Below are 24,778 nucleotides of genomic sequence, written 5' to 3' on the forward strand. Positions count from 1 at the left end.
CCTGTGCCGCCATAAAACACAGAACAGCGTGAGTGGCGGGGCCACTCATTCCCGCTGTCCGCGCTTTCCCGGTACCGCCGACCCGTGGTCGTCAGTTCCGTGAAACGCCCGTCCGGCGGACAATGGCGTGTTTCCTTCTGTCCTGGCTGGACGCCCTGACAACAGGAAACATGGGGGCAATGTCTTCGCTGAACGCTGCGTCAAAGCCCCCTGGGTCAACGGCGGCACACCGTCGCACGCTACGCGCGACCAGCCCCTTTAAGACGCCCGTTTTACCCGTTATTTTCCCGCCCGCGCGAAAATGCCGGAAACGTGGCTTTAAAGGGGCTGGTCTCGCCACGCCGGAATACCGGCTTAGCTGCGACGGTGTGCGGGGCTGTGCCCCCCACAAAAACCGCTGTCGTGGGCGACAGCTTTTCGCTCACTGGGGTGGCGAAATTTTTGCGGCTCCCCCCGGCCTGCTCAGTTCGCTTCGGGCGAACGTTCGCAGGTGGGCGCGGTGCCTGAAAATTAGCAGTTTCTCCGAAACTGAATTTTCTGTCCGCGCTCCACTTCCTGCCTGGCAGTCTTAACAGTTTCTTCGAAACTGAAGCCGCCATTCAGGAAGCCTTAACCCCGCTGTCTGTCAGTGTCGTGCCGTCGTGTTATTACCATTGTTGCCTGCTGAGATTACATCTGGTTGCGGGAGATAGCCTCCCTGCATTGTCTTTCGGCTTCCTGCGTCTGAAAATAACGCTCATCATCCATGCGGATACCCTGTGATTCAGCGTACAGCATCAGCGTTTCCGCATCCTTTTTATTCAGGTATCCGATATATTCCTTTAACCCTGCTACCAGCAGGCTTTCGTATATCTCATCATGTAGTCCACACCTTTTCATTGCCTCCTGAGAAATACGATTATATACGGCGGTGGCCGATATCCGATCCTGATACCGTGAGTATATGTTACGGATAAATAAATCCGTTGCTTTATTCATGGCATTTATTCTCCTGTAAAAAGGTTTAACGTTTACGCATTACACGTTATTGCTTGTGTCTTTATCATGAATGCGGCTTTCGTAATAATCTGCCCTGCCATTTGTCTGGCTGTTGTGCAAATTAAATAATTTCATTGTCGCTGCATTTTGTAATGCTGCGGTATATCACTCAGTGAAGTGAGCTAAAATGTGGTTTACACACTTCATGTATGTTCGGATGTTTTTATTACCCTCTCACTCGACCATATTTTGATAATATCTTGCTGGCTGCATCCGGGGATGCACTGTTACACTGACCGAGAAACTGTTTTCGCATGTCAAATGTTTTTCCCGGACTGAATCGATGGTGTTTTTTAAAAGCATTCAGGCTGAAGAATTTTCGCACAGCACCGTGACATTCCTGCTGAGAATTCCCGGTCACTTCTCCCCACATGCAGACGGTAACGTCACACGGGTCATTCGGGTCAATATTTTCACGGGCATTTCCTGTCCCGGAAATAAACATTATCAGACACAGAATTGTTGTCACTGAAGTGATTTTTGTCATGATAGGTTCCTCTACTGAAGAAATAATCCCGGATGGGGAATGATGGTAGTTTCTCATCGCACCTTGAGTTTTAATCTGCCTGCTGATAGATTTACTCAGCCGAAAAGATTAAGGCCGGTGTGGTTATTCCGGCCCTCGTGATCGCATGAGATGAAGTCGTTGAGCGTCAGTCTCACCGAACCCACGGCACCAACATCAACCCTGATGGATGGTGCCTCTTCTTTTGTGCAGAAGTACGCCGTCCATCCATAATTAAGGTATTTCTGATGGATAAACGTGCAATTCTGATTTCACAGCTTTTAATGACATTTATGATGGCATCGTCCATGTCGGGCATTATGCTGCTGATTGCTGTTGGGCCTACGGTGCAATGGCTTGCGCTATGGTCGCGTCAGTTTCTGATGGCGTGGCCGATTGCCTTTATACTGACGATGATTGCCTGGCCTGTTTCCGTTAAACTGACTTACCTGATATGCGGGTCAGGGTGCCGGAATGCCACTGAGCCTGTTAACCAACAGGATACTGACCTCTGATGTTTTTTAAAGAGGTTGCTCAACGCAGCCTTTTTGGGCTGGTCTGCCGTCATACTCATGACGGGATTAATCACACGAAAGGTAAATCCGGGTTTCATTGCAGGTCAGACAATTCTGAGGTGCCCGCCAGTGGATCACGCCCTGCGCGCCATTCTGACGCAGCCAGCGCTTTGTTCTGAACCACTCATCCGCTATGGGCACTTCTACGACAATCTGCGTGGCATGCACCACGGCATAATACTCGGCAGGTGTTCTGCCTGCGTCCTGTGGGCTGAATGCCCGGATGACCATCGACCAGTGACCCAGCGCTGATGTGGATGGAATGATGATTCGATTTTCATGCCACTGCGGCAGAGTGGTGTTGACCACTTTGCCGGTCGCTTCCCACGGCACAGGCTCCGGTGGGGGCGGGGATGCACAGGCTGACAGCAGCAGCGTCAGCCCTGGCGCAAAGATGAAGCCTGACGTTCTCATGGATGCATTTCCTCCATATAGTGGTGGCGGTGCAATGGGCGAAAATAAATGTCGTTCATCCGGCGTACGTTGCCGTCAAGGTCAATACTGACAATCACGTCCAGGCTGTCGAGTACCTTACGCAGCAGGAAAGTGTAGGGCAGACGGGCGCACTGAGGGTTCTCATAACAGCGGGTGATAAAGCCATCAACCGCTTCCCGTGCCGTTCCCGCGTGGATCGATGTCATGCTGCCTTCATGGCCGGACCCGGTGATTTTGAGAAAATCCCAGGCTTCACCCCCACGGACTTCGGTCAACAGGATACGATCGGGATTCATGCGGTAGTTCCAGCGCAGCAGACTGGCTGGGGTGACAATCGAATCTCTTTCTCCGGCGGCTTCCGACGGGTAAAACAGATGCACGTAGTTTTTGTGTGTGAAGAAACGGATCTCCGGGTTATCTTCAATCGTCGTGAGGCGAAGGTGAACTGGGATATACCCCGCCAGCATCTTCATATAGGTGGTTTTACCGGTACTGGTTTCCCCTGCAACGGCCAGGGTTTTACCGTACTCCACGCATTTTTCCATAAACCGGGGAATGGCACGGGCCTGATATAACGCAGTCAGCTCTTCATCGTGTGTCTGTGTTTTTTCCACACCGGCCACCCGGTTATAGAATCCGTCACTGATGTAGTGCTGATGCGGGATTTGAATCTGAGACGGTTTTCGGATGGTTATCGAGACGGTATCGCGTTCACAGGCTGGGGGAACGACAATCTGACAGCGTTCCCCGGATTCCAGCGTGGCTGACAGACCCGGTTTAATGTCCTCGATATTGTCTCCGTGGTGTTTTGCAAGACACCGTGCGAAGTCGTAACAGTCGTCATAGCTCAGGCTGACGGCGTGCTGTGTCCAGATACCGTCGATTTTTGTGAACAGTTCCCCAGGACGATTGACTGCGATTTCCGTCAGGCCGGGGAAAGCAAGAAAATCACCAAAAAACCGCTGTCGGTAGCGGTCCAGAGAGAGGTTTTTAACGGTCATGTTTCATCCTCAGCGTGTAGATGGCTGAAAAATCAATGTCCTGTCCGGTGATCAGGTTGATGATTTCACCCTGGTTTTTGTACAGCGTCGGGGGGATATTGATGCTGTTTTCAAGCGTGGTGCGGGCCATTTCTGCCATCGCCTGACGGCTGTTTTCGGTGTAATCCGTGTTGCGATCCTTTTGCCCGGCGTTGTCGGATGCCCATGCGGCAATATCAGGGATCATGCCGACCATCATGGCACCGCCAAACCGTTGCCAGAAATGGGTGTCGATCCAGCCCTCCACGCCTGCTTCACCGAGCGCTCCGGCTGCACGGGTATCCACAAGTGGAATATCAAGGTAAGGCTGCTGGCGGGTTCGTAGTTTCGTGATAATGATAAATGCGCGTCCCTGCCCGTGTTTCATACCCTCCTCCCGGCCAGTCTGATACACACCGGTGGCTGTAGTGCCTTTCTCAATCAGCTTCGTGTTTCCACTGGCACTCCAGATATCGCTGGCAACCGTGCAGCGGATCCTCCCTGTGAGGTCGGATACAAAGCGGTAATCCAGCGAACAGGGGATTGCGGTGTTTTCGGGAATATACAGGTCCGGATCGTATGGAATACGTCGTACTGGCTGTGGGTCAGTGGTATCTGACAGAGATCTGCTGTTGCTCTCTGTCGGGACGGGGGGAGATGATGTTTTCTGCGCCATTTCATTCAGTCGGGTTTGTGGTGTGGTTTGCGCTCTTACCACATCCCCACGTCGTACCAGAAAGCGGGCTTTATCAAGTCTGCCTGTATCCGGTAAGGGAGCCGGACGGCTACCCGTTTCGTGGCTTCGGGACTGCGGTTCATTTTCAGACTGAGCCGCAGTGTTCTGTCCCAGATCGGTGCGCTGCCGGTAGTCGGTTCTGGTCTGCGATCCCGTCTCTGCCTGTCTGGTTTCCGGTGGTTGCCGGATAAGGGTGCGATAGATCCAGTTGCTGCCCCACGCCAGTACAATAAGAGCAACGGCCAGAAGGGCAAAGAATGCGGTCACTCTGCCGCGTCGGCGTTTTTTCAGTCGGGTGATGGCGGGGCGGATTTGCTCCAGCCCGTCATCTTCTGACTGTGCTTCCCGGAGTTCCGCTTCATGCCGGGCGCGGGCTTCCTCTTCAAGTTTTGCCACGTTATCTTCTGCGGAGGTGGCGGATGTCACCGTATTTTTTACGCTGTCATTCATGGGTGGCTCTCCTGACGGGCGGAGGTAACTTTCTCCACGCGCTCAACCTGCGGAGAAACCGTCGTCCCGTCGGCAGTCCGGATGTGACCTGCGCTGCGGTTTTCCACGCCGACCACTGCATGGCCCGAACGCAGGACAAGACGGGGTGTGACTTCCTGAATCACTATCACGGTGAAAGCGCCCTGTTTTTGTATTCCGTTATTGACCACCTGTTCCTGTTCGCTATTCCAGCGAAACACCGACGGAATTCGTTTGCGCGGAGAAAAACCGATGAAAGTGAAACGTCCGTCGTCAAAGGCGAAATCAGGTGTGATATCGTCGCTGCCAGGACCAGGGTACTTCAGGAAGTTCCAGTTACGGGGACGCTGTGCGGCAGACAGCATTTTCTGTACAGTTGAGCGTTCCTTCTGGCGTTGCCATTCCGTTAGACGGCTGGCGGTATCGTTTTGTGCCTTAATCCGGGCATCATCCGGATAGTGAAATGTCACCTGAAAGGCGGATGGCTGAGAAGATGTGTCATCAGTCACATTCAGCTCAAGGTTATAGAATCGTTTAGTGGTGACGACAAACAGATTAGTCCGCCAGTCCTGCCCGTTGGGTGGGATGACTACCTGTGTGGTGTTACCGTCTTCCCCGGGAGCGCCCTGTACCAGCGCCACCGGGCGAACGAATACCCGGTTGGCATCCGGTGAAGCTTCCCACGCCTCTTCAAAGCCGGGGCGGGCACTGAGAACAGCCTCGTCGCTGTCAAAGACCAGAGTGGTCATAAAGCCTGCGCGGGTGTTTACGACGGTGACGTTCTGCGGATTATAGATAACCTGCTGCATACGAGCGTCATAGCGACTGGCCTGAGGAACTGCTGCCCCCCTGGCTGTTTCAGCGATTGTCAGCGTGAGCAGGAGCACAAGTAAAGACAGAATATTTCGCATCACATTTCTCCCCGGATCTCGCGATCGGCCTGCCAGCTTGTGACGGTAAAGCCGAACCAGTTTATTTCACGTTCAGCGTCACTCATCTCTTTTTCAGGATCGGAGTGAAACGTAAGACGGGCATTCCAGAACTCGGTACGGATGTGGTTATCGGCGAGGCGACGGATGATCTTTTTATAACGCAGGGTGGCGACCTTATCGGGGGTTGTGCCGTCGGTCAGCATAGTGGAGAGTATTTCAATTCTGATGCTGTGCGCCCCATCCTGCCAGATTTTATCCGGCGCAGCGGGGCCAGCGTACAGGGCCAGGTAGTCCCCATTGACCTGTGGACTGTTGTAGATCTGCACCGTTTCATAATCATCCTGAAGTGCCGGGTAAATATACCGCTCACGCAGTTTTACGTAGTTCGCGACCATTGCTTTCTGGTAAGCCGCTTCTGCGGTCAGCGTGGTTTTTGAGGTGCGTGTGACGTGTTCAACCCGTCCTGTATGGTTATCCACTGTGTATAACTCCACCACAGTCTGTTTCAGCGGTAGCATCAGTATGACGGCGACCAGCGCCAGAATGGCCGCCAGCAGACCCACCGCACCGGTGATAAACCCCGCTTTCGCGGCGTGTTTATCCCGAGTGCTCATATACTGCTCAAAACTGAGCGCATCATTAATCAGGGTTTGTTCACTCATAACGGGTTAACTCCGCAATGATTTTTGGGGTATTGACAGGTTCCCCCTGACCGCTGAAGGCCGGAGAGAGGGAGGACGGGGAATGTGCGCAGCCGGATAACGCGCACAGCAAAGCCAGCGCAATGAAGCGTTTCATCAGATATGTCCTCAGTGAATCAGGCAGATGAAAACGGGGTTATATTTTCATCATGAAGGTATTGCCTGGAGAGAGTCACAGCTCGGTGCTGTGTACCGGGATTTACAGGGGGAGTATTTCAGATAAGGGAATGGCCGGACGGTGGTGCATTATGTTTCTGAACAGCATCAGCTCTTTCCTGTGCAAGCCTTCGCGCTTCGTTGCGCGCGATGATTTGCTCAATGGCGTATTTACGTGCTCTGGCCGCGTTATATCCCGCTCCTCCTCCCGGTGGGCCGGATTTTCCGGTCCCCGCCGCTTTCCATCCCTGAATGTTATCCTGTATGGCACGGGTCGTGTCTTTTCCTGCACCCGATGCGAGTTTGCCCGCGCCAAAAAAAGCCGCACCGAGACCAATGGCTGCGAGTCCCTGCATGGATGCGGTTGCCCCTGCACCGGCCAGTGCACCGGCCAGTCTGGCGGAAAAGTAGATCAACACTGCTGCACATATTCCTGCAAGAAAGACCTGAACTCCCAGTTCAACAATTGTTGACTGCGAGGCAACAGCTATTGCCTTTTTTAATACAGCATTCAAATAGGTAATGACAATATTCAAAGATAATGCTGAAAACAAAACTGTTAATATCCCTGCAAAAATATTTTGCAACCAGTTATTAAACATCGGTAGTAAAAAACCATACATCAGACAAAAAATGAATACAGGGGCAGTAATACCAAGTAATAAGATCATGATTTCCGCAACTATTGATACAAAAGCACAGACGATCATTAATACTGAAATACCACCCCATACAAATAGCTGTGCAGCCATTCCTTCATCTTTGACGACCGTCGATTCATCCAGGTCATGAAGCGTTTTGCCTAGAGTTTTGGCCTGACTCCATAAACTGTCGAGTAGTTGCCATATATTTCCCCTGCCGGTAAAACCATTTTTGATCCCATTGATTGCATCAATGATGCCATCCAGATAGCCATTTACGTTAGCAACAAAAGAAAGAATAATCGCCATTCGCATCAGGTCCCACATCACATCTTCCATCGGTGAGGACAGCTTCCCTGCCAGTGTCTGATAACCGCGCCACAGGATATAGAGGGTGGCTGATGCTGCTGCTATCCCTGTCATCATTGTGGAATACTGCATCATTAGTCCTTTCGTGGCATCAGTGACGCCTCCGATCAGGTATTTCTCAACACCAACAAAAATGCCGCCGCTCATTTCTATTCCTCCAGGTTATTTAAATCGGGAGTTTGTGCATTTAATTGTTTTATTTGGTAATTCGCTTCACTGGCGTTTTTACAGTTTTCCGTTGCTGTACCTGTTTTCTGGCACTTGTCATAAACTGTTTTTAATTCATCAGGATGGTCCTTATACCACTTTGTGGTTTTTGCTTCATCTTCACACCCAGTGAGGATGAAAAATAACAATACAGTTGCAAATGAAATGATTTTACTTGAAAGCATAATAGCCTCATATGTTATTCAGATCGGCGGTAGGTGCCGTTAATTGCTGCTGATTCCAGCGTTTAACACGCTCATTCTCAAGTATCTGTTCGCGGTTCTCGGCGGCTTTTACACTCATTTCCCACTGTGTGGTGAGCGTATTAAGCATAACCGATTTTAGCTGGATGGTATTCGCCAGGTCCTGAGATTCTTTTATATCCCCGGATAACGCCACACGGTCTGACAGGGTGTTAATTTCGCCCAGCACCTGGCTGACCTGCTGCTGTATTTCATCGGTCTGTTCAAACTGGAGGGCTTTATTAATCACCTGCTGCTTGCAGATATCCGCCCAGGTTTTCGACTGCTCAGCCTTACAGGTATCGAATATCCTGTATTTCTTATACAGTGCGTCGAACTGTCCTGATGAACCACCTGACCGCAACAACTCATTCAGCGCCTGACCGGGCTGGCGCAGTCTTTCAAGGTCTGACTTCAGGTTTCTGGCCTGGTCCACGAAACCGGCAATATCACGAATGCCGGTCGCGGTGGCAAGTTGCTCTTTATATGCCTGTATCTGGGAACGATAGTGCTGTGCCGTTTCCGTCCACTGTTTCAGTTTTTCAGTCCAGTGTGCCATCTCCTGCGCATTGGCGACGGCATCCACGACCGGAATACCGCTGGCGCTGACCAGTGAACTGTTGAGCAGCATGCAGCACAATAAAAGAGAGTGAAGGGGCTTTGTATTCATGATGTGGCCTCATGGTGTATGACGGATTAAGTCAGAGTGCTTTTTCCAGGTAAGCGTCCAGCCACTCATGGGGTGGCATACCCTCCTGATAAAGAGAGTCGAAGATTTCAAGGTTGTCAGTGCTGCCGCTCATCACTTTCGTGTATTTTCCGATACCCGAAAGGTCGAGCGTCACACGGGCGGCAAAACGGCGAATGTCCCCGCGCCTGAACTGGTTTTTAACGACCACATACTGGCGGGCCTGCGGGTCCAGGAGTTTCACCATATCGAAGACTTCCGGCTCAAACTTCATGCCGTCAACGTAGTGAGCACGGTCTGCGCCGGGGTTAGCTGCGAGTATCTGCGTACCACACTGTTCAATCACCGCAGGTGCAATATCATCCATGATGATTTCTGCCGGGGATTGTGTGCCGACAACAAGCATACCGTTGAGTTTACGAATAGTTTTCAGACGGTTATACGCAAAATCCTTAAATACCGGGTCGCGCAGCCATTTCCAGAACTCATCCATATAGATGACCAGGCGGCGGCCATCCAGCAGGCTGGTGACACGGTAAAGCAGGTAAAACGATATCGGGGCACATATGGCTGCATCATCCAGAAACTCTGTGCCGTCAATACCAAAATTATCGCAGTCGCTGAAATCAAAGGTGTCAGATTCGTTATCGAACACCCAGCCAAATTCGCCTCCCTGTGCCCATTGCGCCAGGCGAATACTCAGGCCATTCTCCTGCGCTTCGCGTGTAGCTGGTTCCGGCAGGTTTTCCAGCAGACGGGTGATACCAAAAATCCGGTACTGTGGTTCATTGCGCATCACGGCACTGACCGCATCGTTCAGTCGTCGCTCATCGCGTGGTGTTAGCGTGGCACCGTTGCGGGTACAGAGGATTTTCATCAGTTGCCGGATAAAGCTGAGATTGCGCTTTGTTGGCGACAGTGAAAACGGATTCCATCCGGTGGGTTCACCGCTGTTGACCCGGTAATAGCGACCACCCAGCGCCCTGATATGCATTTCTGCCCCCCGGTCCTTGTCCAGATAAACGGTGGTCAATCGCTGTGTTCTGGCATCCGGTGCAAAACTGTCCCTGAGACCATACTTCTGCTGCATGATTTGCAGGAATGTCATCAGCATGGTTTTCCCTGAACCATTGGTGCCGAGAATGCATGTGCTGGCCGGGTTCTTTTCATTGAATTCATCAACCCCAGCCAGGGTGTTATGCAAATTCAGGTAATATCCGTCACCGGATGGAGTACGCAGTAAGGCCATTGCATCCCCCCAGGGGGCATGGTCGCGTTTTCCGGGATAGAAATTGTGCAGTGCAGCCAGTTCAACAAAGTTCTGGCTGCTGAGTTCCCCCAGCCGGGGGCGCAGGGTGTGATTGCCCGGAAGCTGGGCCATGAACGCCGCTGAAAGCGACAGCTCTGCCGGAACGGGTGTGAGGCCAGTGTTATTCAGGATATTGCTGATTTCACTGGTATCGGCGGCCAGCCGCTCTGGCGAGCGGGAAAACACCATCATTGAAAAATGGTGACGACCAAAGGCGATTTTGCCTGACATCAGCAAATCGAGTGCCACGTCCAGGTCAAGGCGCTGTGAGACCGCGTCGTCATCGGCGCTTATCAGCAGACGCCGTGTGCGGCGAATGGCCTTCCTGGCCTCTTCGCGGGACAGACAGGTGTATGTCTGCGTGATGACATAGTCACACGGAGCGTACAGCAGCGAGTCCATCATCCCGGTGGCGGTTTCCTGCGAAAACTCCTTTATCTCCAGTCCCTGAAAAAAGTGCGTGTCATTCACATGGTTTATCTGTCCGGCTCTGGCGGAGAAGTACAGCGCTGCCGACCCCAGCACATGGTAAACCGGTGTGCGGGTTACACGAACTTTTCGCCACTGGTGTGTCAGCAGATATTCATAGAAGGCAAGCTGGGAAGAATACACACCGCTATCCTCACTGAAGGTGCCGAGTGCACGGGCATCATAGCGTGACAGGGCGGTATCCAGCGCGGCTTTGATATCCAGCATTTCCTGAATTGCGCTTTCCAGTTCCCGCCGCTTCTGTCCGTCCTTCAGGCGTCTGCGGCCTGTTTTCTCCGCACCGGAGAACGGCAGCCAGCAGACCGTCAGGAACAGACGGTTACGGCGAAAGGGTTTTTGCTTCAGTGATGCATAATAAAGATGGCTCACTTCATCGGCATAAGGATTACCGGAATCCTTATGCAACGAATCCGTGAACGGCTCACGCACGTTATGAATGCTGAACGTTACGGGCATCCCTTCAAACGAACGAATCAGGCCATGAAGCTGGCTGGTCCCCGCTTCCAGGTTCTCTTCAGATTCACAGTCAAACGGTGTCCCTGTCAGTTCCCAGGAGCAGAACAGTTCACCGGTACATGAACGGACGATATGCTGGTGAATATGGGACGAAAAAGGAATGTATTTTTTTACGGTTGCACACTGGTTCAGTTTCATGGCGTCAAGAAACTCCGTGATATCAACGGGGGTATGTTCTGCGGGCATTAAAGCGGTGGCTCCGAATACCCGGTTTGCGACGGGATGGCCCCTGACCCGCAGCCAGACCGCAATCAGGCTGAAACGCTGAGGTTCAGTTCGGGTCAGGGACTTCATCACCATAAATTCGACGGGAAGCAGCGCCAGAAACGCGATGGAGGTCCAGACTGAGATAATAATGGTGACACCCGTGACGCCCAGCAGGGGAACCATCGGTACGCCCCAGAGCGATGCCGGGCGCTTCATGGCTTTCATCAGTTTTGCCATACAGCCCCCTCAGCTCATCAGCAGCGCACCAATCTCACTGCCACCACCAATCAGGATGCCGCCAATGATGATGTAACCGCATTGCGACAGGCTGTCGCCTTTCCAGAGCGTCTTGTAACCAATCCAGATCACCGCCACGGTGATGGTGATCGCCGCCAGCCCGTGAAGACCGACAGAAACCTTTTCCATTACGGAATTTGCCCGCTGGAATCCGTCAGCAAGTGCAGGTGATGCCAGCGCGGTCTGCATCAGAACAGAGGCAACCGAACGACGGAGACATCTTTTAACAGGACGACTAATTTGCATCATGAGTCCTCTGTACGGGGGGATTCGGGGTCTCTGTGCCATTCCGGTCAGGCACTTTCTGGCGGAGTTCTGCCGGAACACCACGCACGACGTATCCCGGCCAGATAACACGGGGACGGGGAGACGATACGGGGGCCACTGGCGGCTTCGTCAGGGACGAAGAGCGGGGTTCAGGCGTGCGCGTGGCAGGGACGGTAAAACCGATCCGCTGGATATAGCTTGTCTGTGAGAAGGCAGCTTCCGGTTTCTGACCGGTTTCAAAGTTACCGGCGTAATAACAGCTGAGTGCGCGTTTCAGTGAACCGCCCCTTCGCCAGCAGTCCGTCAGGATGCGTTCAAATACCGACAGACTGGTACAGGGCGAGAACAGGTCGGCGGCGGTGACGCCATACTGGTGAAAATTGGTGCTGGTGATTTGCATCAGTCCGACAGAATAGCGGCGGCCTTTTGCAGCGATCTGTCCGGCGAGACGAATAGCTTTGGCCTTGTCCGGAGGATAATGGGAAATAACGTGTCTGCGGCCTGGCTTACGCTCATGGCGTGGAATAATCTCAGCAATGGCCCAGGGATGCAGGCTGGATTCCACACGTGCCACATCAAGTGATGTGGTTGGGTTAATGCTGGCAGCGCACTGCATCGCCAGCGCCAGAAATGCTTCAGTGGATAGCATAAAACCTCCTGAGAAATAACAGGAAGAGATGCCGCGCGGTGCGCGGCGGGAGAATGACGGTGCGTTATGCCGCTGGCGTGTTGTTTTCGTCTCTGGGTTCCAGCAGAATCAGTTTTCCGGAAACAGCAAGACCAGGAGTCAGAATAATATTCAGACCCGGTTTGTTATTATGGGCGAAGGCCACACCGACTTTTGTCCAGAACGTACTGGTTTCACCCTGAATGTCGGGATGTGATTCCTGGGTTATATACACGATATAGTCAGGTTTTTTCATGGGATATCCTCGGGTAAATAAGGATGGAAGGGGATAAAGGGAATAGAAATAATGTCATCACATCCCGGCCCTGCATTCCGGTTTAAACGGGTCAGCGAGGACATTCAGCGGCACCCTGAATTATGGTTATGTGACAGCCCGACCCGGATTGTTAAAGAGCAATATCCCGTCAGGGCGCGTTAACACCCGAAAGAAATAATCGTGAGTGACGGTATATTCAGCGTGCGTTATCTGACCTCGTGACGAAACAGAAAAATCAAAATGGGAAATAAAAGAAAATTGCATGGGGGATTTATACGGAAATAAGAAAGCTGCGGGGGATATATAAGGAACAGGAAATTTCAATCAAAAAATTAAAAAGGCGGAGAAAATACTCCGCCCCGATATCAGTTATGCCATATTATTTGCGCCGGCGACGTTCCAGAATGGACTGGCAACGGGTGCAGGTGGTGACACCAGGTAAGGTCCTGCGACGCTTATCCGGGATCGGGGAACCACAAAAACGACAGAAATATAACGATGGTGCTGATGCTGGCCGGAAACGGCTCTGTTCAATCATGTCTTCCAGACGCTGTTCATTGAATGCCTGGTCGCGGTCGATCTCATCCGGCATGTGCTGTCCTCCTGTTCTGCTTTTCCTGCTCGCAGAGCATGATGCGGTTCCAGACGGTCGTCAGGGACACCGGATCTGTTTTACCGAACGAGACGGATTCGGTGATTTGCATCATGATGTCAATGGCTTCCGGCGTATCGGTACTGCCGGGGTGGTATTTGTGCCAGAGATGCCAGATCCGGGCATCGGTCGCTTCATCCGGCAGTGGAGAACGTCCGTGAGGAACGGTGATATTGTTCAGCCGACGGCGAAGACAGGTGTCATTGGAGGTCAGTCCGAAATATGCATTTAACAGGGCAATAGAACCGCCGAGTCGGATAGCCCGGTCAATCTGTTGCTGACGACGTATTTCCTGGCGGGACAGCAGCAGGCACTGATGTAAATGCTCATGACGTACAGTGATATCCAGCAGGGGAACTGACGCCCTGGTGATAAAAAACAGCTCATCAAGGGTCAGCCTGCTGAGGTGTCTGATTTCCTCATTTGTGAATCCGAGCGATTCACAGTAATGAATATCTCCGTTTTTCAGCGCATGTAATGCGTGTGTTAATACCACATAATTCAGCGACGGGATCATCATATCCACTCCTGATACACAGTTATTCTGACGGTACGTCTCAGAATGAAATAAACCGTTAAGGGACCTGACTGGATTTATTTCAACGACGAGTGAGATGACGTGATTTATTCAGAATGCTGCCTGCGGTTGCTTAATTTCTGGCTGATCCAGTCGTCAATCTCCGATTCAAGCCAGGCTACGCTTGCTGGTCCAATCTTTATTGAATGAGGAAAATCATCTGTTTTCATATACAGATAGATTTGTGTCCGTTTCAGACCGGTTTTTTCCTGCACCTGTTTCAGGCGTAATAGCTGGTATGACATGGTCTTCTCCTGCGATAAATAGGGGGATACCCGGAGATGACACAGAAACACAGAAGAGAGGGCGGAGGAAAGCACGTAAATCCGTATTAAGGATAGCGTTATCCTTAATACGGATTTTCCATGTGAGTTAATTCTCTCTTGTTTTAGCCGGTGGCGGAGAACCGCGCTCAAGGGCATTCCTGATAGTATCGCCACTCAGTTTATCCGTTATCCCCTCGTTTCTTGCCCATTGTTCAAAAATAGCCTGTAACTTGTATGGCTTACCTATCAGTGGGCTGATAGCATCATTATTGCGGCAGGCGAGCCAGAACAGACGGGCCATTGCCGTTGACATACGGGAAGCTGTAGGTGGCGGTTTAGTATTCCCGGTGCAGTCGCGGGCAAACTTTTCAAGCTCTGAGTAGCGTAAGACAATCCATGCATCCTGCGGGAAATGGTGAAGCGGGAACCAGCCCTTGCGGTGTTCCCGGATGCGGATTTCTGAAAACTGATTTTTCACAGCAGAACGCATATTACGGGGCAGTTTGAGTAACTGACTGTTGATCCGATCACGCCAGCTCACGCACTCAAATAGCTGAAAGACCTCACCAGAAGAGGTGACGGTGATTCCATAATTAATATTGTTCCCGTCACGCAGGGGGCACTGAAGTTGCATGGTACGGGCCAGTAAACACTGGAGCAGAACATACTCATACCCCATAAGTGGTGTATCAAGGAGCTGTCTGGAGGACGGAATATACCGGCCTTCCGTGCTTATGATCAGGTTCCTGCCAGCCAGGAAACAACCGGAATTCAGCATGCAAAGCCTGTTAACCAGTGAATTTCCGGTTGAAATACATTTGATTTTATTTTCCAGTAATTTGATTTTCCTTAAAAAAATGGTCGACTGAAAATTAACTGACAGTGTGATCCGGCCCTGTAATGCATGTCGATAAATATCGTAGTCCATGATTTTTAGTCCCGTAAATTCATTAAGGGCACATACCGCTTCGGGGATTGTGAGCCAGTCTGATTTATTTCTGGCAGATAATACGGAGGAATGGCTGAACATAATTGATTTCCTTAACCAGAATGCATATATGTAACTATGGCATAAGCATATAGCTGAATGTTATATTGAGATCTTTCAGCTATATCGACCGGGAGACATTTTTCCGGTGGAGCAATCCTGGTGTTAACAAGAAATCGCTAATGGTTAACTTATTGAATTTAAATCATCTGTTCTTAATACAGATATCTTCATCCCTGATGTTAGTTGTTAAATCAAAGGCAATAATAAACCAGATTACGTTGATTGCAATATAAATACAGGTTCATAAAAATGTATGTATTGTACGTACTGTATTGTACGATACGAAAAAATTAAATCCGATATCTGGAGATAGCATCTCCTCGAAAGTCACCTTGATTAATGATATATCATATATTGATGGTATAAATTCATGGCGTAACATCTTGATATTAAATGTGATCTCTTTTTATAAAATATTCCGTGTCGGTGTGAGCATACCATCATGCTATATGGCAGAACGTATAGCTGCGGTGTCTGGGGGGCAGATACAGAATAACCATAAGGAGAGGGGAGGGATTATTGCGTAATATTCAGCGACCAGGAGAAATGTTCTCAGGCTGTCATCGGTAATATCCGTTCATCCGTAATGTTGAGAAGTATCTCGTATCTGCCCCTCTTCATCCAGGAACAGACTGTAAGATAATCGTTATAAATCATATCATTAAGATATTATGTGAATGATTATCATTTACATTTAATTACAATTTACCTGTGTTTACAACTTGAAATATATCCGTTTATTTATATACATGAATACGTACCTGAACGGTACGTTCCATTCTGAATTAATGTAATTCGAGGAGATGGATATGAAAGCTAACGTTTTACCTGTCGTACATGTAACGAAGAAAGACAATACGGTATCTGTAAACCGTATTCCGACAAAAGCCAGTAAAATCACACGGGGACACTCAGTTGACCGTATCCCTGAGTATTTTGGTCCTCCTGGTGGTCCCATCCTCTTCTATAGCTAAGCAATAATGTAAGTACGGCGGGAGCCTCCCGCCGTCACCCTCTGGTTCAAGGGAGTGATACAATGCTTATTGTTCCTGATACACTGAAAATAGCCCGTTTCTGTAATGATATAATCATTCTGGATCTTCTTCTGGATGAATATACTGTTCTTGAAAATGCTGCTGACAGTTTTCTTTTGCATCATGAGATAGATCCTGTCATTGAAGATTTTTTGATTTCAGATAAACGTTGTCAGTATTTAAAACCAGTCAGTCAGGAAACACCAGAAGCATTCCTTGAAATCCGCTGGATGAAGCCCTCTGCTGATTCGCAGTACAGTAATATTTTTTCACGCATGTCTGCATTTATGACGTTGCTCATCTGTAAGCGTAAGCTCCGTCGGAGTGGAATGATGGCAGTCAGACATGAATTCCCGAATGCAGGGATTTCCGGAAGCAGGACGAGTATCACGTCGCAAGTTATGACAGAAATAACACAGGAAATTGCCTCACTCAATAGCGTTTTTGATTTTATTTCGCACGAAAACCCCTGCCTTATATATTCCTGTACTCTCAGACACCGTCTCCGTACCAGAAAAATAGACGCAAAAGTTGTCATCGGGGTGCGAACTCGCCCCTTTTTCAGCCATGCCTGGGTGGAAGTTGATAAGACGATAATCAGTGATGATCCTGGTCTGAGGGAAAAAGCAAGTGTGATTCTGGAGTACTGAAATGCTGATCATTCCTGCTGCTCTTTCCGGAAATATGACACCATCGAAATGGTCTGAAGAAATCAAAGATGAATATTATCATGTATTCCTGGACAAGACATGGTATCACTGTAATTATAATGACAAATTATATATCTATAGTGGCTGGGCATTGTCCTGGGAAGGAGAACAACTCTCTTTTTTTGACGTTGCGCCTGACATTTTTGAAGATAAGCTCAGAACAGCCGACGGATATTATTGTCTGATTATCATTGATAAGAAAGAACTGCGTTTGATAAAAAGTCTCTATCGATATTGTGATATTTATTATACCAGAATGACGGAAGGGTGGATTGCCGGAACGCACCTGGAGGATATATTCGGTATCTGTGGAAAAAAATCCATTAGCTCCCGGTTTGTCAACCATTTTTTAGCGGACAGCTTTAATTCCGCATTCATATCTCCTTTTGAAAATATTTTTAAGGCTTACTCAGGATGCCTGACACATATCTATCATCAGAATATTAATACAGAACCTTTTGTGTCCTTAACTCCTTTGAAGAAAGGTACTCTGGAGGTTCTGGCTACAATAATGGATAAGCTTCCTTCAGAAGCTCCTCTGGCGCTTTACCTTTCTGGTGGACTGGACTCATCCCTTGTTTTTTTCACTTTACTCAGGTCAGGACGAGAATTTGATGTGCTCCATTGTCTGCCATTCAGTTTTGAGACGGATACGGAACGGGTTGATGCACTGAGGCTCTGTCGGACGTATGGCGTTAAAATGACAGAACTGCTCCCGGCTATAGAGAACAAACGACATCATGATACAAAGGTAAATCATCCTTCTGATTGTCAGGTCATACAGACAGTCTGGCGTGACAGCATAGACGGAACACTTATTGATTTGAGTGACTGGTACTGTCTGGATGGTCATGGTGGCGACAGCGTTTTTATTCAGTCGCCGTCTGTCAGGATAGTACGTGATCTTGCAGGGAAGGGGCATTTAAGATATGCTTGCAAAATGGCGCACAGTATAGGTCAACTGAAATCCCGGTCTGTCTTTTCTGTCATCATGTCGGCGCTGAAGCCCGTGAAATCCACTGAACGACAGGAAATTCAGCATCCTCTTCTCAGGACGTTTCCGCCCGGGACAGCATGGTATGATTACATCCATGAAATCGTCAGAGTCAGCGAAAGTATGGTATGCCGCTCCGGAACGCTGAACTTTTCACCACTTCTGAGCCTGAATGTTATACGCAGCCGTTTGTCCGTAAATTATGAAGATAACATTAGTTCCGATCATGATCGGGCACATATCCGCAGGGATGCTCTTGAGCAGTTCCGTGATGAGATTTTCATAAAAAAAACGAAGCGTTCTTCATCGCAGTTAATTTGTAACATATTACGGCAGTATGAGAGTGAACTTATTCTCTTTGTCTCCCGGCAGAGGGAAAAGTTACATCCTGATTTTGAGTCTGTTATTAAAAAAATAAAATATAATACGCATGTTGAACTTGATTCCAGCCTTCCGGTTATTCTGTCTGTTATAAAATTAATGAAGTTTATGGAGGCAGCCGGTCTGAATATCGCTGATGCAGAGGTAAATGATGAATACCCTGAAAATGTTTAACAATATGTTTCGTGTAACTGGCACTTTACTTTCCGGGAAGTTATTGTTTATTATTCTTTTGTCGGTATTGTCATCTGTTCTGATAATCATCTCACCTCTTCTGATATCACGAATGACCGGATACCTGATGGGGGGGGATGTGGATGTTTCTGGTATTCTTTTTATATTGGGGGGAATCTATGTTTTTGCCATTTCAGCACAAAAGATTATGGCATTCTGGGGAACTTACCTTCAGGCCGCGTTGCGGGTTGAATGTATCGCAATAATATCGGAGTTTTACCTGCGAAAACTTTATAACGGTCATTCGCAAAAAGATAATGCCGGAGGGATCAGCCAGCAACTCAGTCAGGCTACAAACGATATTTATATTATTATACGGGAAATTACGTTTGGTCTGCTCCCGCCGTTAGTTCAGCTCTTTATCGTTGTCTGGACTATACTTTCATCAGGGGATTACCCGGTTGCAGGGATGTTCCTGCTTTTCGCCGTATCGTTTATTTTCTGTAATTATATTTATACTAATAAAATAGTTATGGCAAGACAGGAATTGATGGACAGTTCCAGAAAAACTTACTCATTACTTTCGGACAGTGTCAGAAATATCCCTGTCGTCCGGGTTTTTAATGGCTTTGACATTTTCATGAAACGCTTCAGAACCCAGCTTACCGATGATGCCAGTACTCAGAATACTTTCTGGAAAATCAGTTTTCAGTCTCAGCTTATTTCCGGGCTGTTGCAGATAATTTTCTTCGGTTCTGCATTTTTCTACACGCTGAATGGTGCTATTGACGGGCGAGTATCGACAGAACATTTTATTCTCGTATCAGCCTATATTCTCATACTGTCTGCCCCCCTGGAAAACCTCGGGCAATCTTTCATTAATTTCAGACAGGCAGCCTGGGCCTTTACTGTATTCTCCGGCGAACTGTTACCACATCCTGAGAACAATAATAAAAAAACCTGTAAACCCCGAAATGGTACAACCGAACTGAGTCAGGTCAGCTTACGATATCCGGATGCAACATCAGACACACTACGCGACATTACTGTTCGTTTCAGGTCCGGGGAATTCGTCATCATTACCGGCAGTAGTGGTGCCGGTAAATCCACATTGCTGAAAATTCTTGCCAGGCAGCTTCAGCCCACAACAGGAAAATATACTGTCGGGGAATGCGATATCAGTGCACTTCCTGAACAGGCATTCTACGAAAATGTTGCTTACGTCTCCCAGGAAGAATATGTCTTTATGGACAGTATTGCCTACAATCTTCAGATTGCGAACCCGCAAGCAACACGTGCGGAGATGATCAGTGCTCTGGAAAAATCTGGGCTTCAAATAGGCAGCCTTCGGGGAGAAAAGTTGCTTGAGCTGGATCTGACAAATGAAGGCGCTAATATCTCTGGCGGACAACGACAGCGTCTTTCCCTTGCCAGACTCTTTTTGCGCAATCCTGCTGTTATTCTGCTGGATGAGATTACTTCGTCACTGGATTTGATTTCTGAAACGCAGGTTATTAACGCCATAATCAGCAGTTTCCCTGAGGCCACGATAATCAGTATTAGCCACCGTCTCAGTACCTTTTCCTATTCAGACCGGATCGTGGTAATGGAAAATGGCTGTATTACTGATATGGGGTCAATGGATGAATTATCCATAAGGAATGGATTTATCATGAACATATTACAGGCTGGCACTGGTTCCACATCAGGATAGCGGTGATTTATATCTTACCGTAGCCACCAGATCTCAGCTATGCCCTGTCTATCGGGACGCAGGCATTGTTTTTCCGTATGTTTCTTCATGCAAACATGATGAGCAGACCTGTTTGCATTCTGTATTTTAGATGGTAATGGTATAAAATCTGCCAGGTCAGAACCGATAACCTATACCAACGTTAAAACTGTTTACGTATTACCCCTCACAGGGACCGCCTAATAACATTACCGAAGTACGGTTAATAACATTTAGCTGGATCGCCGAAAATACGCAGACGCCGGAAGAATCAGAGAACAGATACCATTTTTACTGTAGAATTGTGGCCAGTATTACTTGACCACTACAATGGAAGCTTTGCATCACTTCTGCTCCGGTTCATCTGCTTATAAAACCATTCCATCAGAAAAAAGAATATTACCATTAGAAGTACTTACATCAAAAAACTACTTTATTTTTTATTGCAAGAATTTTAACAGTTTTATAAGCCTCTTCGGCTATTGCCCAAGAAAAACTTATATAAATAATTTTTGTTCCAATTGTGTAATCAGTAAGATATGACTCATTACCGCTTTCAAATATTATATCCATTTCCTCTTGTGAAAGCCCCCCTATTCATTGGTGTGAATCTCTTAATAATCTCCATAAACCAATTGTTTAAATTATGAGAAGTTAAAGAGGGATCATCATATCCGTGTTTTTCTGACCATTTAATCTGAACGGAATACCACTCCATAAATTCTTTTCTGTTTTTTGGAGCAACTGATTCTTCAAACACCATTAAGTTATAACTCATTATAACTACCCGAAACTGTTCAATATGGTTTCATTTTATACAAACAGGGCTGCTGAGTAGATCTGTTTGTATGGTTTTATTAATCTGTATTATTTTCTTTAGCTATCTGTATAGCTCTTTCCAGCATATCGTCTTTAATCTAAGGTACAAATCCTAGCCGATTACCACTATGAAAACTTGCAAGATAATACTCAAGCTTTTCAATGTTTCCAAGTAAAGCTAATGCAGCCAAATGGTAAACTGGCATAGTACCTTTTGAGTCCGTTTAAAGCGAACTAAGAAATTTTATTTCCTTAACCGTATCTTGCTCATTTGACCATTCAATTAGTTGTTGTGTGACCGCTTCGGTATTGACTTCAGCAAGATCATTAACTATATGTACCTGTTCTTTTTTTCTTATTAAAGGTACATGCCCTTTGTCATCGTCGCCCTTGATAACACTCCGAGCATTATTAAACGCAATGGTTGAAACTGAGGGCATCCAAAAAACTCTGTGATGGCCGGTTCTTTTTTGTATAGTGGGAATGATCTGCAACGTTCGATTCCTGAATTGCAAGATACCATACAAGCCGCCTACTTCATCCCTTTTAAGACTCCACCCAAAATGAGTTAACGAGTTGATTAAGTCACGCATCGTTGTCATTTTTGTGCTCCGGGAAAACGTATACTTAAATCAGCATCTCCAGTTTTAATCTCAATAATTCTGATTGAACCATCAGGAGATTTTGCGATGATATCAGGTCTGCACCTTCCAGAGTTACAGGAACTACCAAATGAAGCTTCTCTGAGAGATACATCATAACCTTGCTGGGTGAGCTGATCTTTTACATCTGTAACCATGCTGGTGTGATGTTCATAATGATCCCGAATGGTAATTTTGGGTACTGATGGTTTGGGTATCCCCCCGACATCAGGAAGCTTCTTACCTGCAGGAAGATACTTGCGATTATTCCCCCCATACCTTCCAGAGCAGCCTGATTTCCACCATATGCTTGTTTTACATTGTTGCCCAGTGCTGACTAGGTTTCCGTTTTCATCAGGGCTTTGACTGAGTCTGCGACAGCCTGATTTTTCTCTTCTAGATCGCTCAGCACTTTACTGTAATAGCTGTCACCAGTCGTACAGCTTGCCAGTGCCATTGCCGTATCAGCAGCATAATCCGCCCCGCCAATAAGCGAGTCGCCAGAATCAGCTAACGCGTTAACAATGCCGTTTGCGATCGATGGCGTTGTACCGTTACCAAGCGTATCCAGAATTTTGTCTTTTACGTGCTCCGCACTTTGTTTTACCGAATCACGGGCATTATCACCGGGCGTGGAATTATTGGTCACCTCCACCTTCGCCGTATTTGATGCGAGAGCGGCTATTGACAGATCGCAGTCCGTGACCGCCGCTCCGGCCAGCCTCTACCCCCCCTCCCCCGCAATCGTCACCAGGCTGCTCACCAGACGTTTCTCATCGACGGTCAGTTCACTGGCGCTGTCCTTGCCGTACAGGGCTTTCACCAGATGGTTCGTCATCGCCGATACGGTGATAGGCCCGATAGCTCCGGCCTGCTTCTGCGCATATTTGCCGTACACATCCAGTACGGAGGTGCCCAGCGCGGCCCCTTCACTCTTGACCGCCAGGTTATCCTTCACCTTCTGCACATCACCGTTCATGTCCACCCCGTGGTGAGCGTTGTCGGTGTCACGACTCAGGTCAGCAATATCCTGCGTCTGTTTATCCTTGTCGCGGATGATGATGGTGCCGTTACTGATGGCCGATGAGGTGGTGCCGCTGCTGCTCTCTTCTGCATGACCAGTACCGATGGCTGGAGCTACGTTGCGGTTTTTCACCGCTTCCGCTGCCGCCCGCACTGACCTGATTGCCGCTGTTCTTACTCTGGCTGTTGTTTACCGGTAGAGCCGTCCCTTGCCTGATGCAGGCAGGCAGATTCTGGTAGCTATGGTGGTCAGACGCAGACAACTAACAGTCATGTTTACAGTCGAACGAAACCGATTACATCTTTCGGATCCTCAGAGCTATGAAAGCATCAGATCAATTATTTCGGTACTGAAGGGTGAGCTGGCTCGCATTGAAGGTAAAATGGCGATTCTCATCAAGGACCATTTCAGTGAGTTATCTGATCTACTGAGTGCAGTTAAAGATGTTGGGACTGCGACTGTTGCTGTATTGCTGGCTGAAGTTCCTGAGCTTGGTTCGCACTCTTGACGTGAAATTAGAGCCCTTATTGGGGGTGCTCCAGTAAACAGGGATTCCGGTACGATGCGAGGTCGCCGAACAGTATTCGGAAAGCGAGCTTCAGTCCGTACAGTTCTCTATATGTCAGCCCTGGTTGGGATGAGGCACAACCCGGTAATTAAAGAGTTCTATACACGCCTGGTTGCCGCAGGAAAACCCAAAAAAGGGCCTGCATCAAAAAATTGCTGACAATCCTGCACGCAATGCTGAAAAAGAATGAAGCATGGGATCCGATGTATCATCAGCATGTTTCGTAGTCGCGCTCGAAAGACAGTTGCTATGCTCAAACTATAGGGCAGGATCGTCTACCGGTGTGCGGTCAATCCAGTCCAAACTATTACATTCCTTCATGAAAAAATGCCACTACTGACAACAGGAGTATAATAACGACAAATCCAGAGCAATTTGCTAATCCTCAAAAAGGAATACTGAATAACTGTCAGACTTGGTACTCATACATTTCATTATTTATACTGTGAGGATGTTTTATAAATAAAATAACATATGGCAACAAAAATAAAACATATCTGGTGAGATTCATAAATATACCTCAATGCTCATGATAATACAGACAGTATTATATGAGATTAATCTATAAACAAGTAAGAATCATCAAAAAAGAGTAGATTCCCGAATGTACATAAATAGATAATATAGTCATGCAACGATTATGCTTGAAAGGAGTATAAGATAATGACTGTTACACTAATATCACAGAGATTCGATTCTTCATGTTCTTTTATCGGTCTTGATTTTATTGCACGTAGCATTGTGTCTATGAGACTGAATGGGACATTACTGGATCCAGAAAATATCTCAGGAAATATGAATCCGGAGCAAAAAGCAATTTTTATCTCCAGATTTATTTTTCATATGGATAAATTAAATAGGAAAGAAAAATCATCACTATATTGAACTACACCATAAATTATCAAGAGCACAACTATAAAACATATTTAACATTGTTAAAAACAAAGTAATTTGCTTTTTAATCTTGTCTGTGAATGATAAAGCTATAGATAATTAATTTTGGAAATATAACTATACGGTTTATTTATTCTTTCAGAAGAAAATAAGTCATGATAACTTCTGGCTAGCAATAGAACAGGATAATCTAATTCTTCTGGTATGCTAACTTCGATGTTTCGGAAAAACTGGATTTTAGATTTTAAATACCAGGATTATTAGAAACACAATTAATTGTCAGAAATGAGCATTAAAATACTTAAAGCACTACTGCCACAATTAGATTTCTCACAGACACTCTTATAATCAACAAAAGAATCATATAATATTACTTAATGATTTCGGTATGGTTAATGACCATTATTAATTTTTGACCAGAAATCTGCTTAACTTATGGTTTGAGAACGGTTTTTATGAATGAAAAATAATTTTAATATAATATAGTCTCATGTTATTTTTTTTAGCATCAGAGATGGCT

The 24,778-nt window shown here is 47.6% G+C and carries 29 protein-coding genes and 1 pseudogene; 7 read left to right on the forward strand and 23 right to left on the reverse strand.

Annotated features, from left to right (window positions below; translation table 11 throughout):
- Positions 1-669: 669 nt before the first annotated feature.
- Together AOY24_RS21690 and AOY24_RS21695 are read right to left on the reverse strand one after the other, a co-directional pair.
- On the reverse strand, positions 670-978 hold the full coding sequence (locus AOY24_RS21690; protein WP_054177345.1) for a hypothetical protein: 309 nt from the start codon (positions 976-978) through the stop codon (positions 670-672).
- A gap of 226 nt (positions 979-1,204) precedes the next feature.
- Positions 1,205-1,525 (reverse strand): conjugal transfer protein, encoded by a 321-nt coding sequence (locus AOY24_RS21695; protein ID WP_054177346.1) that lies wholly within the window; start codon positions 1,523-1,525, stop codon positions 1,205-1,207.
- Positions 1,526-1,791: 266 nt separating this feature from the next.
- On the opposite strand from AOY24_RS21695, the gene AOY24_RS21700 reads away from it, so the two are divergent.
- Entirely contained in the window at positions 1,792-2,058 is a 267-nt protein-coding gene (locus AOY24_RS21700) for a DUF2798 domain-containing protein (RefSeq protein ID WP_072185433.1), read from the forward strand.
- 66 nt (positions 2,059-2,124) lie between these two features.
- On the opposite strand, the gene AOY24_RS21705 is transcribed toward AOY24_RS21700, so the two are convergent.
- The 17 genes from AOY24_RS21705 to AOY24_RS21780 all read right to left on the reverse strand — a co-directional run bounded on the left by AOY24_RS21705 (position 2,125) and on the right by AOY24_RS21780 (position 15,266).
- Entirely contained in the window at positions 2,125-2,532 is a 408-nt protein-coding gene (locus AOY24_RS21705; RefSeq protein WP_054177348.1) for a cag pathogenicity island Cag12 family protein, read from the reverse strand.
- Positions 2,529-3,554, reverse strand: a complete 1,026-nt coding sequence (gene virB11, locus AOY24_RS21710; RefSeq protein WP_054177349.1) for a P-type DNA transfer ATPase VirB11 — start codon at positions 3,552-3,554, stop codon at positions 2,529-2,531. Before virB11 ends, AOY24_RS21705 begins: the two co-directional genes overlap by 4 nt.
- Positions 3,544-4,758, reverse strand: a complete 1,215-nt coding sequence (gene virB10 / locus AOY24_RS21715) for a VirB10/TraB/TrbI family type IV secretion system protein (RefSeq protein ID WP_054177350.1) — start codon at positions 4,756-4,758, stop codon at positions 3,544-3,546. The genes virB11 and virB10 overlap by 11 nt, the downstream gene beginning before the upstream one ends.
- Positions 4,755-5,687 (reverse strand): P-type conjugative transfer protein VirB9, encoded by a 933-nt coding sequence (gene virB9, locus AOY24_RS21720; RefSeq protein ID WP_082366211.1) that lies wholly within the window; start codon positions 5,685-5,687, stop codon positions 4,755-4,757. The genes virB10 and virB9 overlap by 4 nt, the downstream gene beginning before the upstream one ends.
- Positions 5,687-6,370: a virB8 family protein gene (locus AOY24_RS21725; protein WP_054177351.1), complete on the reverse strand. Its 684-nt coding sequence runs from the start codon at positions 6,368-6,370 to the stop codon at positions 5,687-5,689. Before AOY24_RS21725 ends, virB9 begins: the two co-directional genes overlap by 1 nt.
- On the reverse strand, positions 6,363-6,506 hold the full coding sequence (locus AOY24_RS25290; RefSeq protein ID WP_200906170.1) for a hypothetical protein: 144 nt from the start codon (positions 6,504-6,506) through the stop codon (positions 6,363-6,365). Before AOY24_RS25290 ends, AOY24_RS21725 begins: the two co-directional genes overlap by 8 nt.
- A 118-nt stretch (positions 6,507-6,624) precedes the next feature.
- The gene (locus tag AOY24_RS21730) at positions 6,625-7,722 is read right to left on the reverse strand and encodes a type IV secretion system protein (RefSeq protein ID WP_054177352.1); all 1,098 of its coding nucleotides are present in this window, start codon (positions 7,720-7,722) and stop codon (positions 6,625-6,627) included.
- A 2-nt stretch (positions 7,723-7,724) separates the two neighbouring features.
- On the reverse strand, positions 7,725-7,967 hold the full coding sequence (locus tag AOY24_RS21735) for an EexN family lipoprotein (RefSeq protein ID WP_054177353.1): 243 nt from the start codon (positions 7,965-7,967) through the stop codon (positions 7,725-7,727).
- Positions 7,968-7,974: 7 nt separating this feature from the next.
- Positions 7,975-8,694, reverse strand: a complete 720-nt coding sequence (locus tag AOY24_RS21740) for a type IV secretion system protein (RefSeq protein ID WP_054177354.1) — start codon at positions 8,692-8,694, stop codon at positions 7,975-7,977.
- 31 nt (positions 8,695-8,725) lie between these two features.
- Complete coding sequence (locus AOY24_RS21745) at positions 8,726-11,470, reverse strand: VirB3 family type IV secretion system protein (RefSeq protein WP_054177355.1); 2,745 nt, start codon at positions 11,468-11,470, stop codon at positions 8,726-8,728.
- A 9-nt stretch (positions 11,471-11,479) separates the two neighbouring features.
- Positions 11,480-11,776 (reverse strand): TrbC/VirB2 family protein, encoded by a 297-nt coding sequence (locus AOY24_RS21750; RefSeq protein ID WP_054177356.1) that lies wholly within the window; start codon positions 11,774-11,776, stop codon positions 11,480-11,482.
- Complete coding sequence (locus AOY24_RS21755; RefSeq protein WP_054177357.1) at positions 11,766-12,446, reverse strand: lytic transglycosylase domain-containing protein; 681 nt, start codon at positions 12,444-12,446, stop codon at positions 11,766-11,768. The genes AOY24_RS21750 and AOY24_RS21755 overlap by 11 nt, the downstream gene beginning before the upstream one ends.
- A gap of 64 nt (positions 12,447-12,510) precedes the next feature.
- Positions 12,511-12,720 (reverse strand): hypothetical protein, encoded by a 210-nt coding sequence (locus tag AOY24_RS21760; protein WP_054177358.1) that lies wholly within the window; start codon positions 12,718-12,720, stop codon positions 12,511-12,513.
- A 400-nt stretch (positions 12,721-13,120) separates the two neighbouring features.
- On the reverse strand, positions 13,121-13,333 hold the full coding sequence (locus AOY24_RS21765) for a TraR/DksA family transcriptional regulator (RefSeq protein WP_054177359.1): 213 nt from the start codon (positions 13,331-13,333) through the stop codon (positions 13,121-13,123).
- On the reverse strand, positions 13,323-13,910 hold the full coding sequence (locus AOY24_RS21770; protein WP_200906172.1) for a DUF2857 domain-containing protein: 588 nt from the start codon (positions 13,908-13,910) through the stop codon (positions 13,323-13,325). Before AOY24_RS21770 ends, AOY24_RS21765 begins: the two co-directional genes overlap by 11 nt.
- 107 nt (positions 13,911-14,017) lie before the next feature.
- The gene (locus AOY24_RS21775; protein ID WP_054177361.1) at positions 14,018-14,215 is read right to left on the reverse strand and encodes an AlpA family transcriptional regulator; all 198 of its coding nucleotides are present in this window, start codon (positions 14,213-14,215) and stop codon (positions 14,018-14,020) included.
- A 127-nt stretch (positions 14,216-14,342) separates the two neighbouring features.
- Entirely contained in the window at positions 14,343-15,266 is a 924-nt protein-coding gene (locus AOY24_RS21780) for a hypothetical protein (RefSeq protein WP_054177362.1), read from the reverse strand.
- Between the two features lie 830 nt (positions 15,267-16,096).
- Between AOY24_RS21780 and AOY24_RS25095 the strand changes: the two genes are divergently transcribed.
- The 4 genes from AOY24_RS25095 (at position 16,097) to AOY24_RS21795 (ending at position 20,294) form a co-directional block, all read left to right on the forward strand.
- Positions 16,097-16,261 (forward strand): acinetodin/klebsidin/J25 family lasso peptide, encoded by a 165-nt coding sequence (locus tag AOY24_RS25095; RefSeq protein ID WP_161804596.1) that lies wholly within the window; start codon positions 16,097-16,099, stop codon positions 16,259-16,261.
- Positions 16,262-16,323: 62 nt separating this feature from the next.
- The gene (locus tag AOY24_RS21785; protein ID WP_054177363.1) at positions 16,324-16,971 is read left to right on the forward strand and encodes a lasso peptide biosynthesis B2 protein; all 648 of its coding nucleotides are present in this window, start codon (positions 16,324-16,326) and stop codon (positions 16,969-16,971) included.
- A gap of 1 nt (position 16,972) precedes the next feature.
- Positions 16,973-18,580 carry an asparagine synthase-related protein gene (locus tag AOY24_RS21790; protein WP_054177364.1) on the forward strand — a complete coding sequence of 536 codons (1,608 nt, stop codon included), beginning with the start codon at positions 16,973-16,975 and terminating at the stop codon, positions 18,578-18,580.
- Positions 18,555-20,294: an ATP-binding cassette domain-containing protein gene (locus tag AOY24_RS21795; protein WP_054177365.1), complete on the forward strand. Its 1,740-nt coding sequence runs from the start codon at positions 18,555-18,557 to the stop codon at positions 20,292-20,294. Before AOY24_RS21790 ends, AOY24_RS21795 begins: the two co-directional genes overlap by 26 nt.
- Positions 20,295-20,868: 574 nt before the next feature.
- Here AOY24_RS21795 and AOY24_RS25295 read toward each other — a convergent pair.
- The 4 genes from AOY24_RS25295 to AOY24_RS25100 form a co-directional block, all read right to left on the reverse strand.
- The gene (locus tag AOY24_RS25295) at positions 20,869-21,090 is read right to left on the reverse strand and encodes a hypothetical protein (RefSeq protein ID WP_200906171.1); all 222 of its coding nucleotides are present in this window, start codon (positions 21,088-21,090) and stop codon (positions 20,869-20,871) included.
- Between the two features lie 265 nt (positions 21,091-21,355).
- Complete coding sequence (locus AOY24_RS21805) at positions 21,356-21,733, reverse strand: hypothetical protein (protein ID WP_054177366.1); 378 nt, start codon at positions 21,731-21,733, stop codon at positions 21,356-21,358.
- A 376-nt stretch (positions 21,734-22,109) separates the two neighbouring features.
- Entirely contained in the window at positions 22,110-22,421 is a 312-nt protein-coding gene (locus AOY24_RS21810) for a hypothetical protein (protein WP_054177367.1), read from the reverse strand.
- A gap of 75 nt (positions 22,422-22,496) precedes the next feature.
- Complete coding sequence (locus AOY24_RS25100) at positions 22,497-22,928, reverse strand: hypothetical protein (protein ID WP_152967224.1); 432 nt, start codon at positions 22,926-22,928, stop codon at positions 22,497-22,499.
- 70 nt (positions 22,929-22,998) lie between these two features.
- Between AOY24_RS25100 and AOY24_RS21820 the strand changes: the two are divergent.
- A pseudogene (locus AOY24_RS21820) lies at positions 22,999-23,591 on the forward strand (transposase); the annotation flags it as partial.
- Between the two features lie 436 nt (positions 23,592-24,027).
- A complete protein-coding gene (locus tag AOY24_RS25105) occupies positions 24,028-24,249 on the forward strand; it encodes a hypothetical protein (RefSeq protein ID WP_072185434.1) in 222 nt (73 codons plus the stop codon).
- Positions 24,250-24,778 lie beyond the last annotated feature (529 nt).

It is taken from the genome of Citrobacter sp. CtB7.12 (genome assembly GCF_001297795.1).
GTDB classification, from domain to species: domain Bacteria; phylum Pseudomonadota; class Gammaproteobacteria; order Enterobacterales; family Enterobacteriaceae; genus Citrobacter_A; species Citrobacter_A amalonaticus.

What these genes read in the sequence shown, in the direction of transcription:
- AOY24_RS21690 (WP_054177345.1), bottom strand. Translation starts at nt 978, where the DNA reads ATGAATAAAGCAACGGATTTATTTATCCGTAACATATACTCACGGTAT.
- AOY24_RS21695 (WP_054177346.1), bottom strand. Translation starts at nt 1,525, where the DNA reads ATGACAAAAATCACTTCAGTGACAACAATTCTGTGTCTGATAATGTTT.
- AOY24_RS21700 (WP_072185433.1), top strand. Translation starts at nt 1,792, where the DNA reads ATGGATAAACGTGCAATTCTGATTTCACAGCTTTTAATGACATTTATG.
- AOY24_RS21705 (WP_054177348.1), bottom strand. Translation starts at nt 2,532, where the DNA reads ATGAGAACGTCAGGCTTCATCTTTGCGCCAGGGCTGACGCTGCTGCTG.
- virB11 (WP_054177349.1), bottom strand. Translation starts at nt 3,554, where the DNA reads ATGACCGTTAAAAACCTCTCTCTGGACCGCTACCGACAGCGGTTTTTT.
- virB10 (WP_054177350.1), bottom strand. Translation starts at nt 4,758, where the DNA reads ATGAATGACAGCGTAAAAAATACGGTGACATCCGCCACCTCCGCAGAA.
- virB9 (WP_082366211.1), bottom strand. Translation starts at nt 5,687, where the DNA reads ATGCGAAATATTCTGTCTTTACTTGTGCTCCTGCTCACGCTGACAATC.
- AOY24_RS21725 (WP_054177351.1), bottom strand. Translation starts at nt 6,370, where the DNA reads ATGAGTGAACAAACCCTGATTAATGATGCGCTCAGTTTTGAGCAGTAT.
- AOY24_RS25290 (WP_200906170.1), bottom strand. Translation starts at nt 6,506, where the DNA reads ATGAAACGCTTCATTGCGCTGGCTTTGCTGTGCGCGTTATCCGGCTGC.
- AOY24_RS21730 (WP_054177352.1), bottom strand. Translation starts at nt 7,722, where the DNA reads ATGAGCGGCGGCATTTTTGTTGGTGTTGAGAAATACCTGATCGGAGGC.
- AOY24_RS21735 (WP_054177353.1), bottom strand. Translation starts at nt 7,967, where the DNA reads ATGCTTTCAAGTAAAATCATTTCATTTGCAACTGTATTGTTATTTTTC.
- AOY24_RS21740 (WP_054177354.1), bottom strand. Translation starts at nt 8,694, where the DNA reads ATGAATACAAAGCCCCTTCACTCTCTTTTATTGTGCTGCATGCTGCTC.
- AOY24_RS21745 (WP_054177355.1), bottom strand. Translation starts at nt 11,470, where the DNA reads ATGGCAAAACTGATGAAAGCCATGAAGCGCCCGGCATCGCTCTGGGGC.
- AOY24_RS21750 (WP_054177356.1), bottom strand. Translation starts at nt 11,776, where the DNA reads ATGCAAATTAGTCGTCCTGTTAAAAGATGTCTCCGTCGTTCGGTTGCC.
- AOY24_RS21755 (WP_054177357.1), bottom strand. Translation starts at nt 12,446, where the DNA reads ATGCTATCCACTGAAGCATTTCTGGCGCTGGCGATGCAGTGCGCTGCC.
- AOY24_RS21760 (WP_054177358.1), bottom strand. Translation starts at nt 12,720, where the DNA reads ATGAAAAAACCTGACTATATCGTGTATATAACCCAGGAATCACATCCC.
- AOY24_RS21765 (WP_054177359.1), bottom strand. Translation starts at nt 13,333, where the DNA reads ATGCCGGATGAGATCGACCGCGACCAGGCATTCAATGAACAGCGTCTG.
- AOY24_RS21770 (WP_200906172.1), bottom strand. Translation starts at nt 13,910, where the DNA reads ATGATCCCGTCGCTGAATTATGTGGTATTAACACACGCATTACATGCG.
- AOY24_RS21775 (WP_054177361.1), bottom strand. Translation starts at nt 14,215, where the DNA reads ATGTCATACCAGCTATTACGCCTGAAACAGGTGCAGGAAAAAACCGGT.
- AOY24_RS21780 (WP_054177362.1), bottom strand. Translation starts at nt 15,266, where the DNA reads ATGTTCAGCCATTCCTCCGTATTATCTGCCAGAAATAAATCAGACTGG.
- AOY24_RS25095 (WP_161804596.1), top strand. Translation starts at nt 16,097, where the DNA reads ATGAAAGCTAACGTTTTACCTGTCGTACATGTAACGAAGAAAGACAAT.
- AOY24_RS21785 (WP_054177363.1), top strand. Translation starts at nt 16,324, where the DNA reads ATGCTTATTGTTCCTGATACACTGAAAATAGCCCGTTTCTGTAATGAT.
- AOY24_RS21790 (WP_054177364.1), top strand. Translation starts at nt 16,973, where the DNA reads ATGCTGATCATTCCTGCTGCTCTTTCCGGAAATATGACACCATCGAAA.
- AOY24_RS21795 (WP_054177365.1), top strand. Translation starts at nt 18,555, where the DNA reads ATGATGAATACCCTGAAAATGTTTAACAATATGTTTCGTGTAACTGGC.
- AOY24_RS25295 (WP_200906171.1), bottom strand. Translation starts at nt 21,090, where the DNA reads ATGAGTTATAACTTAATGGTGTTTGAAGAATCAGTTGCTCCAAAAAAC.
- AOY24_RS21805 (WP_054177366.1), bottom strand. Translation starts at nt 21,733, where the DNA reads ATGACAACGATGCGTGACTTAATCAACTCGTTAACTCATTTTGGGTGG.
- AOY24_RS25105 (WP_072185434.1), top strand. Translation starts at nt 24,028, where the DNA reads ATGACTGTTACACTAATATCACAGAGATTCGATTCTTCATGTTCTTTT.